Origin of the sequence: Belliella filtrata, assembly GCF_022549775.1 — a bacterium.
Lineage (GTDB): Bacteria > Bacteroidota > Bacteroidia > Cytophagales > Cyclobacteriaceae > Belliella > Belliella filtrata.
In genome coordinates, this window is sequence record NZ_JAKZGP010000019.1 from 1 (window position 1) to 13,909 (window position 13,909).

The window sequence follows — 13,909 nt, forward strand, 5'->3', positions numbered from 1 at the left end:
GATATCCTCCAAACCAAATACCAGCCATTTACCAAAAGAAAATCCGTAGTACACAAACCGGAAACTGAAAAAATTGAAACCACTAAAAAACAGCTACTTCTGAGCGGTTAGCTGCAATGTGGGTTAACTTAGAAAAGACCAAATGAAAATGGTAATAATTGATTGGTATTTGGGATTAATTCTTTTGGGCTTGCTATTGAGTATCCCTCATTTTTTTTGGAAGCATAACTATGTAAAGGAGCATCGGTTAATTTTTATAGTACTTTGCTTAGCAATTTCTTTAGAAACGGCGGGTACCTACTTAGGGAAAAGAAAAATTGACAATCAGTATTTATATACTGTTTTCTTTGTCTATTTGGAGACACTTTTGATTCTTTTACTTTTCTTATGCGTTTTTGATTCTAAGAGAGAAAAACTATTGATCAAGCTAGCTATGTTAGTTTTTGCTAGTTGGGGGATTATATATACTACTTTTTTCGAGAGTGTTTATACATTTCATTCATTATCGTTTTCTATTGGAAGTTATACAATCATTTTGTTTTCTATTTACTATTTTTTGAGGCTTTCAATTTTAGGTACTCATAGTTCAGAGACGCTTTCATTCAACCCTATATTTTGGCTTATGGTGTTGATCTTCTTATTTTATACCACTACGTTTCTTTATTTTTCATCTATTTTTATTGTGATAAAATTTGATAGATCTTTCAGCTATATTTTAACCCGTTTAGTGCAATTCATGTCAATTACAATGTATTTGGGGATGGGGCTTGTATTTTACCTTCCATTTCTGTCAAAGAGAGTGATAAACAACTCTTTACCAAAGTGAGATTGCTGGCAAAGCAAAAAATAGGTATTTTTACCCGAAGCTTTATTACCAATCATGACAGAAGAAACACCAAGTATATTTCTTATCATTCTTTTGGGGTTTGCCCTTACGCTGCTAATGGGTTCGTTTATAGTGGTGATGGCATTGCTTCATCGAAAACGGCAACTAGAACACATCCAAAAACTAGATGCATTGCAGTCAGAATTTGACAAAACAATCCTTCATGTAGAAAAGGAGATCCAAGAGGAAACATTAACTCATGTAGGGCGCGAACTTCACGATAATATTGGTCAATTGCTTTCTCTGACTAAGTTGACACTAAGTAGCAATAAGCCCGAGAAATCATTAGAAGCTAAATCATTGCTCAATCAAGTGATCAAGGAAGTACGAGGATTGTCAAAATCTCTTAACCTAGACTGGGTGAGCCATGTCAGCATTGATGAATTTATTCGAAAGGAACTAGATAAGCTTGAATCCCTAGGTTTTTGCAAAGTGGTGTTTGAAAAGACTGGTGAGCTTTTTGATCTTGATAACTCCAAAAAACTTGTACTGATCCGGGTGATTCAGGAGTGTCTCAACAATGCAGTTAAGCACGCAAAGCCTACATTAATCATTCTTAAAATCCATTACTTTGCTGATCAGCTTCAAATCTTGATTGCTGATGATGGAGTAGGATTTGATATCTATGCTGGATCCGATGGATCTGGTTTACTCAACTTGGGCAAAAGAATGGAGATGATTGGAGGAACAATTGATATTACCTCTGAATTAAAAAAAGGTACTCAAATCAAACTTAAATTGCCAAATTCGAGCTTATGAGTTATCTTTTGGAATAAATTCATCACCCAATGATTAGAATAGCTTTAGCAGATGACCATAAAATGTTTGCCAAAGGTATAGAAAGTATCCTATATGATGAGGAAGACTTTGATGTACTAGAAGTGTTTTCAAATGGACAAGAACTCATGGATTTCCTGAAAACCAGAAGAGTTGATGTGGTCATCACAGATATGAATATGCCAGTAATGAATGGTGAGGATGTGATCAAATCGATCAAAGAGGATTATCCACTTACCAAAGTAATCGTACTGTCCATGTATGATGAAGAGCCGATCTTCAAAATGTGTCAAAAGGCAGGTGCAGACGCTTATGTACTCAAAGATGCAGACCCGGATGAGTTGAAGTATACCATACGTGAGGTTTATGAAAATTCCCACGTGATGAATTTTCAGAAGGCGATTAAGCAAAACCTCGAAGATCCGGTAGATGATCTTTTCAAGATGCGCTATGAACTTACAAAGCGTGAAGTGCAAATCTTAAAGCTCATCAAAAGTGGAATGACCAATAAAGACATGGCTGAAAGTCTTCATTTAAGCCAATTGACTATTGAGTCTCACAGGAAAAAAATTTATAGTAAACTGAAAGTCAACTCTGTAGTGGAATTGTTGAATAAAGTTTCAGATATGGTAATTTGATTTTTATGAATCCTATTAAAACAGCCTTGGTTGGCTTTGGTAATGTTGGAGAAAAAACGCATGCTCCTTTAATTCAAGCATGTCCTTATTTAGAACTTTGTGCTGTAGTGGAGCGCTCTCAGCAAAAATCTAAAGTAAAATATCCTCATGTGGAAGTGTATAGAAGCCTTGAAGCCCTTTTGGAGGCAGATGCGGCTGACTTGATTGTTGTCGTGACACCTAATGATCTCCATTTTGAGCAAGCAAAATTGTGTTTGGAAAAAGGCAAGCATGTCTTGGTGGATAAGCCTGTCACCATTTCAAGCGAAGAGGCTATAATTTTGAAACGCATCTCTGAAGAGAATGAGCGGGTCTTGTCTGTGTTTCAGAACAGGCGGCTCGATGGGGATTTCAAGACAGTCCAGAAGCTTATCGATGAAGAAAAATTGGGGAAGCTAGTTCATTTTGAGTCTCATTTTGATAGATTTAGACCTCAAATAAGTGAAAACTGGAGAGAAAAAGATAATCTAGGCAATGGGATAACCTATGACTTGGGTACTCATTTAATCGATCAGGCTGTGTGTCTTTTTGGAATGCCGAAGTGGGTAAAAGCTGAAATCAAGGTACAAAGAGAAAACGCCATAGCAGATGATTTTTTTGATATCATATTGGGTTATGACACGCCTTATGTCAGGTTGACAGCATCTGTTTTGAGTAATGCTCCGATGCCTAAATTTTTGCTCCAAGGGTATAAGGGTTCCTACATAAAGTATGGTCTTGATGTACAAGAAAAAGCATTGAAGGCAGGCATAGCACCAGAAGGAGATGATTGGGGAGTTGAGGATCCGAGTGGATGGGGTAAAATTTACTTTGCAGATAATACAAAATCTATTCAGACAGAAAGAGGGGATTACAGGGATTTTTATTTAAATCTGGCTAAGGCAATCATGGGGGAAGAGAAATTAATGGTGAAAATTGATGAAGCTATTAACGTACTCAAAATCATAGAGTCTGCATTTGAAAGTAGTAAAAATGGCCAAAAAATAGATCTCTAAATTGAAATAAGCTCATTTTTGGCAAAGTGTTTGAAAAGAAATCGTTCAAACCAATTATTCAAACACAATGAAAAAATTAATGTTCTTTTCTATGCTACTGTTCTTTGCGGTAGTATCAGAGTCTAAAGCTCAAATTAGCGCTGGTGTACAACAATTGAGTTCAGCTACTTTTGCATCTATCGGTACTGATCCAGACAACAAAATGTTTGGAGAAGCTAGAGTCTCTACAGGCGGTAGAATAGGGATTGAAGGTACTTTTGGGTATAACTTTGTACAGAAAGATGAGGTCAATTTCTACAGTGGCTTTCATTTAGGTACTGAAGGCAACAGAGACGGTGTATACTTAGGTGTTCCATTGGGAGTACTTGTAAAGCCCTTTTCTAACACAAGAAACTTTGGGTTTTTGCTTGAAGCTTCTCCCATTTTCCCGACAGAATACGGTAATTACTTCAGGGCAGGTATAGGAATGAAATATACTTTCAGGTAATTTGATTATACCAATACATTAAGATTGTTTTATTATCTCCAATTTGGTGTTGGGGTATCTTAGCTATGGTATCTGAAAAATTATAGCTAAGATACCTCGATGCCAATTTTTTTACATTAAAAGTGACTATAGAAGGTTTTTCAATTAGCAATTTTTGGAAGGTAAGGTTTTCAAGAGACTTTAAGTTGAGAGATCAATATTTGATCAATGAGCATTTATCAGCATCTTTGTGGAATGAAAGGCAAGCTTTATCTTATACCTTCTAGTCTGGCTGAGGATACATCTCAGCATATCATGTCTCCTCAGGTCAAAGAAGTGGTAAAAAATACCCGATATTTTCTCGTAGAAGAATTACGTACAGCAAGGAGATACATCAGTAGTCTGAAGTTAGGTGTGATTATAGAAGATTTACATTTTGAGATCCTGAATAAGAAGACACGCATACCACAGCTTCAAGAATTGATGAAGCCTATACTGGATGGAAAGGATATGGGAATAATTTCAGAGGCTGGATGCCCGGGTATTGCAGATCCTGGAGCTATTGCGGTAGCTTGGGCTCATGAAAAAGGTATTCAAGTGGTTCCGATCTCTGGACCAAGTTCAATGTTTTTAGCTTTGATGGGCTCTGGATTTAATGGTCAATCCTTTGCTTTTCACGGGTATCTTCCAATCGATAAAAAAAGTAGAATTGCTTCTATAAAGACCCTAGAGGCAGATTCTGTCAAGAGTAATCGAACACAAGTCTTTATGGAGACTCCTTTTAGGAATAATCCCCTTTTTGATGATTTGAAAAACACTCTGCACCCGAATACCCGACTTTGTATTGCTAAAAATTTGACTGGTTCGGACGAGATTATCCAAACAAAAACAGTACAGCAATGGAAAAAGACAAACCTTGACCTACACAAAGTCCCAACTGTTTTTGTTATCTATGCTGGAAATTAGGACTGCCTATTAATTGTTAATTTTTAAGAATCGAAACCTGACATGTTTGAGAAGTTCAGAATCTTTAAGATTTTCTGATTCTCAAACATGTCAGGTCTATTGATATGCTATCAACTTGTCCATGTATTATCAAGCAATGACGCTATAAAGTTCCTTTAGTTTTGCGACAGTGTAATCCACTTCATCTACTGTGCTGAACCGACTAAAAGAAAACCTTACCGAATCCCTATCTGCTTTAGCTCCTAAAGCTCTCAAAACATGAGACCCCACAGTAGCCCCGCTACTACAAGCAGACCCGCCAGAAGCTGAAATACCATTAAGATCAAGGCTGAAAAGCAACATGCCACTATTTTCTTCTGAAGGAGGAAAGCTTACATTCAATACCGTGTACAAGCTTCTGTCCATATCGGCTGAAAGCCCATTGTATTCCACGCCAGGAATGCTTGCATTGAGTTGATCAATAAATCTTTGCTTTAGGGCTTCGACATGCTTGCGGTGGCCAGACATGTCTTCATATGCTAATTCTAGTGCTTTGGCAATACCGACAATGCCGATGACATTTTCTGTACCTCCTCGCATATTCCGCTCTTGTGCACCACCAAAAATAAATGGGGAGATTTTCTTTTCTTTTCTGACAAATAAAAATCCTGATCCTTTTGGTCCGTGAAACTTGTGTCCTCCTGCTACTATAGCGTCTACAGGCAGGTTTTTCAAGTCGTGTACATAATGCCCCATAGTCTGAACAGTGTCAGAGTGGAAAAATGTATCATACTCTTTGGCCAAGTTTCCTATGGTCTGAAGATCATTGATATTTCCAATTTCATTATTTGCATGCATTACAGAGACCATGCTTCTAGGGTTTGCTTTGAGCAAGTCTTGTAGGTGATCCATATTGATCTCTCCACGATTATTCACTTCTAGCAAGCTTAATTTGATCATACCTTTCTTTGCACATTCTTCTAAAGTATGCAAAACAGCATGATGCTCCATAGGTGATGTAATGGCGTGCTGTATACCATGAGTATGTATGCCACAGACCAATGCTGTGTTGTCAGCTTCGGTACCGCCTGATGTAAAGAAAATCTCAGAAGGGCTGGCATTCAGTAGTTCTGCTACTTTTTTTCTAGATCGCTCTATGGCTGTTCTGACTTCTCTTCCATGACTATGCACAGAAGAAGGATTTCCATAATGTTCCCTCATATAAGGGATCATGGCATCTATCACCCTCTCATCCATAGCTGTAGTAGCAGCATTGTCGAAGTATACTCTCATAATATGTAATATTTGGGCTGGGTATAAAATATGAATTGGGCCTGGAAGATACCAAGCCCAATCTTTAAGAAGCAGTAACTACTTCTTTGATATCTGATATTATTTTATTTGCTAGGTGCTCAGCAGTTGCTAAGCTTTCAGATTCAGAATAAATTCTGATTATAGGCTCTGTATTAGATTTTCTCAAATGAACCCATTCTTTGTCAAACTCTATCTTGACACCGTCGATATCATTGATAGGATGTTTGGCATATTTCTTCTTGATCGCTTCGAGTACCTGATCTACATTGATGTCAGGGGTAAGTTCGATTTTGTTTTTTGAAATATGGTAATTTGGATAACTAGCTCTAAGCATCGAGATCGATTTTCCAAATTTCGCAAGGTGGGTTAGGAACAACCCAATACCTACCAAGGCATCTCTTCCATAATGAGACTCTGGGTAGATTACTCCACCATTTCCTTCTCCTCCGATTACAGCATTGGTCTCCTTCATCTTGTTCACGACATTGACTTCTCCTACTGCAGCGGCTTGATATTGTCCTTTTCTTTTTTCAGTGACATCCCTAAGTGCTCTGGTTGAGCTCATGTTGGACACGGTATTGCCAGGAGTCTGAGATAGCACGTAATCGGCTACTGCTACTAGCGTGTATTCTTCACCAAATGGAGAACCATCTTCATTGATAAAGCAAAGTCTATCTACATCTGGATCTACTACAATTCCCAAATCAAACTTTCCTTTTTTCAATTTTTCTGAAATATCTCGAAGGTTTTCAGGTAGAGGCTCTGGATTGTGTGGAAAGTGTCCATCTGGTGTACAATACATTTCTTCCACATGCTCCACACCCAATGCTTTCAATAACTTCGGTAAGGCAATACCTCCCGTGGAATTGACACAGTCGATTACTACTTTGAAATTTCTTGCAGCTATAGCTTCTTTGTCTACTTGCTTAAGGTCCAAAACATGCGCCACATGCCTGTCTATGTAATCATCTATTATGGTATACGACCCTAGTTTTTTTACTTCAGCAAACTTGAAGTCATCTTGTTCAGCTTTAGCCAGGATATCTTTACCCTCTGCATCAGAGATAAACTCTCCTTTATCATTCAAGAGCTTTAATGCATTCCATTGTATAGGGTTGTGGCTTGCCGTCAAAATAATGCCACCACCAGCTTTTTCTAAAGGAACTGCCAGTTCCACTGTAGGTGTAGTGCTTAGACCGAGATCTATGACATCAATTCCCAATCCTTGGAGCGTTGCTGATACCAGCTTGTTGATCATTTCTCCAGAAATACGTGCGTCTCTACCGATGACTACCTTTGCGTTACCAGTCTTTTGAAGGACCCATGCCCCATAAGCAGAGGTAAATTTCACTACATCCAATGGCGTCAAGCCTTCTCCAGGTTTCCCTCCTATGGTACCACGAATACCAGAAATTGATTTGATTAAAGTCACAAGGGTGAATTTTTAAAGTTAAAGTATAAATTCCCGAAATACTCGGGGTTGAAAAACCAAGCTTAAAGTTTATTTGAATTTCGCTAAGACTTTGTCCACCTCATTGTCTGGATTACCGCAGCTGCTATTAGCATCTACAGTCTTTCCACAGTAGGTACAAGTACCTCCATCTTTATTGAGGTAAGGATTCTGTGAAGCACAAGTGCCCTTGAACTCCCCATTTTTGAGAAATATAAGTCTCACAGACATCATGATGAAGAATAATGCTATGAATCCCAAAGTTAAATACAAAGTTGCCATATCAAATTAATTTGCACAAATTTACAGATTACTTTCCAAACGTCCACACATTCGAATTAGTTTCCCTGCCATGTCTCAAATATCTTCAAGAAAAGCCCAATTAGAAGCATTTGATCGTTTACTGACCATTATGGATGAGCTTCGCGAGCAGTGTCCTTGGGATAGAAAGCAAACCATCCAAAGTCTCAGGCATTTGACTATCGAAGAGACATTTGAGCTCTCTGACGCTATTCTAGATGATAATCTTGAGGAGATCAAAAAGGAGCTTGGAGATATTCTGTTGCATATTGTTTTTTATGCGAAAATAGGTTCGGAAAAAGATGCTTTTGACATCAGTACGGTTATCAATAGCCTTTGTGAAAAACTCATCAGGAGGCATCCACATATCTATGGAGATACCATAGCGGATGACGAAGAAGCGGTCAAGCAGAATTGGGAAAAAATCAAATTGAAGGAAAAAGGCAATACATCTGTCCTTGGAGGAGTTCCTCGATCTCTTCCAGCACTGATCAAAGCCATGCGAATCCAAGAAAAAGCAAGGGGCGTAGGGTTCGATTGGCAAGAGAAAGCTCAAGTTTGGGAAAAGGTAGAAGAGGAAATGCAAGAATTCAAAGCGGAGTTTAATGCGGTAGAAGGGCAGGAGATTGATAGAGAAAGGGCTACAGGAGAGTTTGGAGATTTACTTTTTTCTTTGATCAATTACGCCAGGTTTATTGATATCAATCCAGAGGAAGCATTGGAGAAGACAAACTTAAAATTTATCAAACGCTTCCAATACTTAGAGCAAGCGGCGAAAGCCTCTGGCAAGAAAATCGAAGACATGACCCTAGCAGAAATGGATGTGTATTGGGAAGAAGCGAAAAGGCTTTAAGCTTTTTCCGGATTTCTGGAGAGATTTTAATCGACAACTATTTCAGACAAATACTCCTCCAGAAAAGTAACTTCATCTGGATTTTGAATAGCGCTATGAGCTGCCAGTTGAGCGATTTTCAAGGCTGTTTCATCCATATCGCTTGGGCCAAAACTATTTCCAACTGCACTTATTCCAGTCAAAGCTTCAAACCAAGTAGAAGCTGCAGTATATCTTCCTATTGTATAGTTTAGATGATAACCATCTCTTGTGAAATTGTCGCCTAGCAAGGTATTTCTAGCATTTTGAATCGCTGTTCCAGAAGGGACGACATAATCTAGCCCTAAAGAAATACTCACTTTTCTTGCAGTTTCTGTTATTGCTGTATACATTGTCTCCTGATCATTGTTATAGTTAGAAAACCCATCATGTGTGGAGTTCTCTGCATATGCCCAAGTTTGGTGTAACCAATATTTTGCTTCTGAATTTGTAGCTAAATTTTTTGTGTATGCTAGCAAATTGGACAAAGGCTCTATGTATGTTTCATACTTACCAGAATTATTGCTGACCTGCTGAAAGCTGATGTAATCCCAGTCTTCATCCAATATTGCAGTTTCAATATTTGTATCTTTCAAAACTACCTTTCCTTGCGTAGTTACTTTGCGGTATTCATAAGCGGCCTTGTTCTCTTGCGCATTTTGCCAATGCAAATCAAGAGAAGCTCCACCTATGTATAGATTTCCTATAATGAGTTCAATATTTTCAGATGCAGCTAAATCATATAGATAGTTTTCTATGGCATCTTCTGAAAAACTGTTTCCAATAGCTAGGATTTTTATAACAGTGACCTTTTTCTCAAGGGAGATAAAACTCGTACTTGGAAAGGCAAGAAACAGTATTATTGCAATTAGTGAAAATTGATGAAGCTTTTTCATTTTGAGTTTATTAGATAGTAATGATAATTACTTTAAAATACATAAATTCGTCAGGATTTGGGCTAAACCTTCTATGGGATTACCTGTCTAAATACCATTAATTTATAACCAATCACAAAATATGAAATTATTCACTACATTAAGCCTTGCCATTGGAATAATGGGCTCATTATTTTTGTCAAATCCCATTGAAGATTTGACTGTAAACAAATCAGAAAGTACAGTGGACTGGAAGGCTGCAAAGGTCACTGGTGAGCATTACGGTAAAGTTAGCATTGCTGATGCAAAGCTAGATTATGAAAACGGAAAGATTCTAGGAGGAAGCTTTGAGATTGACATGACCACCATTACCGTGGAAGACATCAAAGATGCCAACTCCAATAAGCGCCTATTGGATCATTTGAAGTCGGATGATTTTTTCTCCGTAGAAAAGCATAAAAAGTCAACCTTGAAGATTACGGAAGCCAAGTCAAGCAATGGCAAAGACTATGAAATCAAGGGCGATTTGACGATCAAAGGAATATCCCACCCTGTGGTTTTTCCTGTCAAAGTAAGCGAAGAAGGCAATAGAGTAATTGCATCAGGTACGATCAAGTTTGATAGAACTATGTATGATATCAAATACAGGTCTGGCAACTACTTCGAGAATCTTGCAGATAAAGTGATCTATGATGAGGTGACTTTAGATGTGAGATTGGTAGGGGTGAAGTAGGTTATTACATACAAATGGTGAAAAAATAAAAGCTGACCCTGAGCGTCAGCTTTTATTTTTGTTTAGAACTTCTAAACTAATAGCTGTTGATTTTTGAAACCTTGCTGTGATTGAATTGCTTTTTCTTTTAATTTTATTTTTTTCAAAAGATATAAACGATGCTTATTGTAAATCCATAATGTATTACTGACAGCAAAGGGAAGAAAGTTTCTGTCGTACTGCCTATCAATGAATTCAATGCTCTTTTGGAAGAGTTAGAAGAATTGGAAGATTTAAACTTTATGATAAGGCGAAAAATAAAGATACAGGTGAACGTCTTTTGTTTTCTGAGTACTTGAAAAGTAGAAAAACAAAAGATGCCTAAGTATACAATTGTATTGACTAGAAAAGACATTTATGAGTAAGTCAAAAAAAAACCACGAACTTCGCAGCTCGTGGTTTTTTTATATCTGTAAATTTTCCCGATTGCAATCGGGACTTAAATCTGAATTTACTTCCCTCCAAGTGCATTGGCACCAGCTACGATCTCTAGGATTTCGTTGGTAATAGCTGCTTGACGAGATCTGTTATACATCAGCCTCAGGTCTTTCAGGAGTTCACCAGCGTTTTCAGTAGCTTTATCCATGGCAGTCATACGAGCGCCATGCTCAGATGCATTAGATTCCAGAATGGCTTTGTAGAATTGTATTTTCAATGAAGTAGGTACTAGCTCTTCTATGATATAAGTTCTAGAAGGTTCAAGGATATAATCAGTTTCTGATTTTTTTACGTCTGATTCTAATTCTTCAGAAGACATCGGTAAAAACTGCTCCGTGATTACTTCTTGGGTAGCTACATTTTTGAAATGATTGTACACCAATACCACTTTATCGTATTTTCCTTCAGTGAAAGCTTCCATAGCATATTCAGCGGCGAACTTTACGTTGTCAAAACTTACGTCAGAGAATACTTGATAATAGTCAGCAATAACATTCAATTCTCTCTTCTTGAAAAATTCGTAAGCTTTCTTGCCTAAAGGTAGCACAGTCACTTGAGCTGCGGCATAATCCTGAAGGATAGTGAGGTTAGTTGCTTTCAATACATTGGCATTGAAGGCACCACAAAGACCCTTATCAGAAGTCACAGGTATGATTAATACATTTCTGACTTCACGTTTTTCAGCATAGGCGATATCAGCCTGTCCTTCACTGGCGGCAGATACATTGTTCAGAATATTCGTCAACTTCTGCGAATATGGTCGCATTTGTGTGATCTTATCCTGCGCTCTCCTTAGCTTCGCAGCAGCAACCATTTTCATCGCTTTGGTGATCTGCTGAGTAGAGACTACTGAATTGATTCTTTCCTTTACTTCCTTTAAGTTAGCCATACTTTAGATTGATATGGAGGGGTATTTTTTATATAAACAACCTCGGAGACCTTAGACTCCAAGGTTGATATGATCTATAATTATTTTGCGTATTTAGGAGCTAATTCCTTAGCTGCTGATTCTAGTAATTTACCAGCAGTATCTAGATCACCCTTTTTGATCGCAGTAAGCGCTTCAGGATAGCTAGCTGCTAGCAAGTTGTAGAATTCCTTTTCAAATTCTCTAGCTCTCTCTACTGGAACTGTATCCATCAAACCTTTGGTAGAAGCATAAATGATTGCTACTTGGTTTTCTACAGCTACAGGAGCATATTGAGCTTGCTTCAAGATTTCTTGGTTTCTTCTACCTCTTTCGATAGTTCTTTTCGTAGATGCATCTAGATCAGAACCGAATTTAGAGAAAGCTTCCAATTCACGGAATTGCGCTTGGTCAAGCTTCAATGTACCCGCTACTTTTTTCATAGACTTGATCTGAGCAGATCCACCTACTCTAGATACAGAGATACCTACGTTGATCGCAGGTCTGATACCTGAGTTGAAAAGGTTTGTTTCCAAGAAAATCTGACCATCAGTAATTGAGATCACGTTAGTCGGGATATATGCAGAAACGTCAGAGGCCTGTGTTTCAATGATTGGAAGAGCAGTCAATGATCCTCCACCTTTTACCAAATGCTTGATAGATTCAGGAAGGTCGTTCATTTCACTAGCGATCTTGTCAGAAGCATTGATTTTTGCAGCTCTTTCAAGCAATCTTGAGTGAAGATAGAATACATCACCTGGGTACGCTTCACGTCCTGGAGGTCTTCTCAATAGTAGAGATACTTCACGGTAAGCTACTGCTTGCTTAGACAAATCATCATATACTACCAATGCTGGACGTCCGGTATCACGGAAGAACTCACCAATAGCTGCACCTGTAAATGGTGCAAAGAATTGCATAGGAGCAGGATCAGATGCTGCAGCAGATACTACAACAGTATAAGGAAGAGCACCACCTTTTTCCAAAGCTGCTACCACACCCGCTACTGTAGAAGCTTTCTGTCCTACGGCTACATAGATACAGAATACAGGCTCACCTTTATCGTAAAATTCTTTTTGGTTGATTATGGTATCGATTACAACAGCTGTCTTACCAGTCTGACGGTCACCGATTACCAATTCACGCTGGCCTCTTCCGATTGGAATCATAGAGTCAATAGACTTAATACCAGTCTGAAGTGGCTCATTCACAGGCTGTCTGTAGATCACACCTGGAGCTTTTCTTTCCAATGGCATATCATAAAGTTCTCCTGCTAGAGGGCCCTTACCGTCGATTGGGTTACCTAAGGTATCCACTACTCTACCTAGCATACCTTCACCTACTTTGATTGATGCGATTTGCTTGGTTCTTTTTACAGTGTCACCTTCTTTTACTTGCTTAGAGTCACCGAACAATACGGCACCCACATTGTCTTCTTCAAGGTTAAGTACCATCGCTTTTAGTCCGTTTTCGAACGCAAGCAATTCACCAGCTTGAGCTTTGGAAAGTCCATAGATACGGGCTACACCATCACCTACTTGAAGGACGGTACCCACTTCTTCCAGTTCAGCCTCAGTTCTAGCTCCAGAGAGTTGTTCTCTCAATATCGCCGAAACTTCATCAGGTCTTACTTCTGCCATTATTGAATATGATTAAATGTTATTGCTATGATTTTTAAATTTTACTTTCGTAGTGATTTTGAGAAAACTCAAGCTTCAAAGCTTTTAGTTTGCTGCTCAGTGATTCGTCTAGTTGTCTATCATTGACTTTTAGTACAAATCCCCCGATCAAATCACTGTTGATTTTTTCGTTTAATGTTACTTTCTCCAATCCAGAGATTTCTTTGACTGTAGCGATGAATTTTTCTCTCAACTCCTCTGTTATAGGGAAAGTTGTAGTCAATTCAGCTACTTGAATTCCATTGTGTAGGTTATACTGCTTTTGAAATTCTCTAGCGATATCCAGCAAAAGATTTGCTCTGTTTTTTCGAGTTACGATGTCGAAAAAAGCTAATGTCAAAGCATTACCTGACTTTTCAAAAAGCGCTTTCAATACCTTCAATTTTTTATCAAAAGTCACAATGGGACTATTCAAGCAAAGAGCCAGCTCTCTGTTGTCACTTGCCATTTTGACTAACTGATTCATATCAGCTAGCACCTCATCTAAGGCGTTTTTTTCAATGGCAAGCTCTACTAGAGACTTGGCGTATCTGGAGGAAACTCTGAATTCAGACATC

At 38.3% G+C, this 13,909-nt stretch carries 14 protein-coding genes; 7 read left to right on the top strand and 7 right to left on the bottom strand.

Annotated elements, in window-relative coordinates; all coding sequences use genetic code 11:
* The first annotated feature begins 880 nt into the window (after nucleotides 1-880).
* The 5 genes from MM239_RS08990 to MM239_RS09010 all read left to right on the top strand — a co-directional run bounded on the left by MM239_RS08990 (nucleotide 881) and on the right by MM239_RS09010 (nucleotide 4,767).
* On the top strand, nucleotides 881-1,645 hold the full coding sequence (locus tag MM239_RS08990; protein ID WP_241347873.1) for a sensor histidine kinase: 765 nt from the start codon (nucleotides 881-883) through the stop codon (nucleotides 1,643-1,645).
* A 29-nt stretch (nucleotides 1,646-1,674) separates the two neighbouring features.
* The gene (locus MM239_RS08995) at nucleotides 1,675-2,301 is read left to right on the top strand and encodes a response regulator transcription factor (protein ID WP_241347874.1); all 627 of its coding nucleotides are present in this window, start codon (nucleotides 1,675-1,677) and stop codon (nucleotides 2,299-2,301) included.
* Between the two features lie 5 nt (nucleotides 2,302-2,306).
* The gene (locus tag MM239_RS09000; RefSeq protein WP_241347875.1) at nucleotides 2,307-3,335 is read left to right on the top strand and encodes a Gfo/Idh/MocA family oxidoreductase; all 1,029 of its coding nucleotides are present in this window, start codon (nucleotides 2,307-2,309) and stop codon (nucleotides 3,333-3,335) included.
* Nucleotides 3,336-3,402: 67 nt separating this feature from the next.
* Nucleotides 3,403-3,822: an outer membrane insertion C- signal gene (locus MM239_RS09005; protein WP_241347876.1), complete on the top strand. Its 420-nt coding sequence runs from the start codon at nucleotides 3,403-3,405 to the stop codon at nucleotides 3,820-3,822.
* Between the two features lie 207 nt (nucleotides 3,823-4,029).
* Complete coding sequence (locus MM239_RS09010) at nucleotides 4,030-4,767, top strand: SAM-dependent methyltransferase (RefSeq protein ID WP_241347877.1); 738 nt, start codon at nucleotides 4,030-4,032, stop codon at nucleotides 4,765-4,767.
* 129 nt (nucleotides 4,768-4,896) lie between these two features.
* On the opposite strand, the gene MM239_RS09015 is transcribed toward MM239_RS09010, so the two are convergent.
* From MM239_RS09015 to MM239_RS09025, 3 genes are all read right to left on the bottom strand, one after another.
* Nucleotides 4,897-6,039: a cysteine desulfurase family protein gene (locus MM239_RS09015; protein WP_241347878.1), complete on the bottom strand. Its 1,143-nt coding sequence runs from the start codon at nucleotides 6,037-6,039 to the stop codon at nucleotides 4,897-4,899.
* A 64-nt stretch (nucleotides 6,040-6,103) separates the two neighbouring features.
* Nucleotides 6,104-7,492, bottom strand: coding sequence for a phosphoglucosamine mutase (glmM, locus tag MM239_RS09020; RefSeq protein WP_241347879.1), 1,389 nt, complete (start codon nucleotides 7,490-7,492; stop codon nucleotides 6,104-6,106).
* A 69-nt stretch (nucleotides 7,493-7,561) separates the two neighbouring features.
* Nucleotides 7,562-7,792 carry a hypothetical protein gene (locus MM239_RS09025; protein WP_076497691.1) on the bottom strand — a complete coding sequence of 77 codons (231 nt, stop codon included), beginning with the start codon at nucleotides 7,790-7,792 and terminating at the stop codon, nucleotides 7,562-7,564.
* 70 nt (nucleotides 7,793-7,862) lie between these two features.
* On the opposite strand from MM239_RS09025, the gene mazG reads away from it, so the two are divergent.
* Nucleotides 7,863-8,663 carry a nucleoside triphosphate pyrophosphohydrolase gene (gene mazG, locus MM239_RS09030; protein WP_241347880.1) on the top strand — a complete coding sequence of 267 codons (801 nt, stop codon included), beginning with the start codon at nucleotides 7,863-7,865 and terminating at the stop codon, nucleotides 8,661-8,663.
* Between the two features lie 26 nt (nucleotides 8,664-8,689).
* Here mazG and MM239_RS09035 read toward each other — a convergent pair whose 3' ends face one another.
* Nucleotides 8,690-9,577, bottom strand: a complete 888-nt coding sequence (locus MM239_RS09035) for a DUF4886 domain-containing protein (protein WP_241347881.1) — start codon at nucleotides 9,575-9,577, stop codon at nucleotides 8,690-8,692.
* Between the two features lie 121 nt (nucleotides 9,578-9,698).
* Between MM239_RS09035 and MM239_RS09040 the strand changes: the two genes are divergently transcribed.
* The gene (locus MM239_RS09040) at nucleotides 9,699-10,289 is read left to right on the top strand and encodes a YceI family protein (RefSeq protein ID WP_241347882.1); all 591 of its coding nucleotides are present in this window, start codon (nucleotides 9,699-9,701) and stop codon (nucleotides 10,287-10,289) included.
* 490 nt (nucleotides 10,290-10,779) lie between these two features.
* Here MM239_RS09040 and atpG read toward each other — a convergent pair whose 3' ends face one another.
* The 3 genes from atpG to atpH all read right to left on the bottom strand — a co-directional run bounded on the left by atpG (nucleotide 10,780) and on the right by atpH (nucleotide 13,908).
* Nucleotides 10,780-11,655, bottom strand: a complete 876-nt coding sequence (gene atpG / locus MM239_RS09045) for an ATP synthase F1 subunit gamma (protein ID WP_241347883.1) — start codon at nucleotides 11,653-11,655, stop codon at nucleotides 10,780-10,782.
* Between the two features lie 80 nt (nucleotides 11,656-11,735).
* Entirely contained in the window at nucleotides 11,736-13,313 is a 1,578-nt protein-coding gene (atpA, locus tag MM239_RS09050; RefSeq protein ID WP_241347884.1) for a F0F1 ATP synthase subunit alpha, read from the bottom strand.
* Between the two features lie 34 nt (nucleotides 13,314-13,347).
* Entirely contained in the window at nucleotides 13,348-13,908 is a 561-nt protein-coding gene (gene atpH, locus MM239_RS09055) for an ATP synthase F1 subunit delta (RefSeq protein WP_241295680.1), read from the bottom strand.
* Between the last annotated feature and the right edge of the window lies 1 nt (nucleotide 13,909).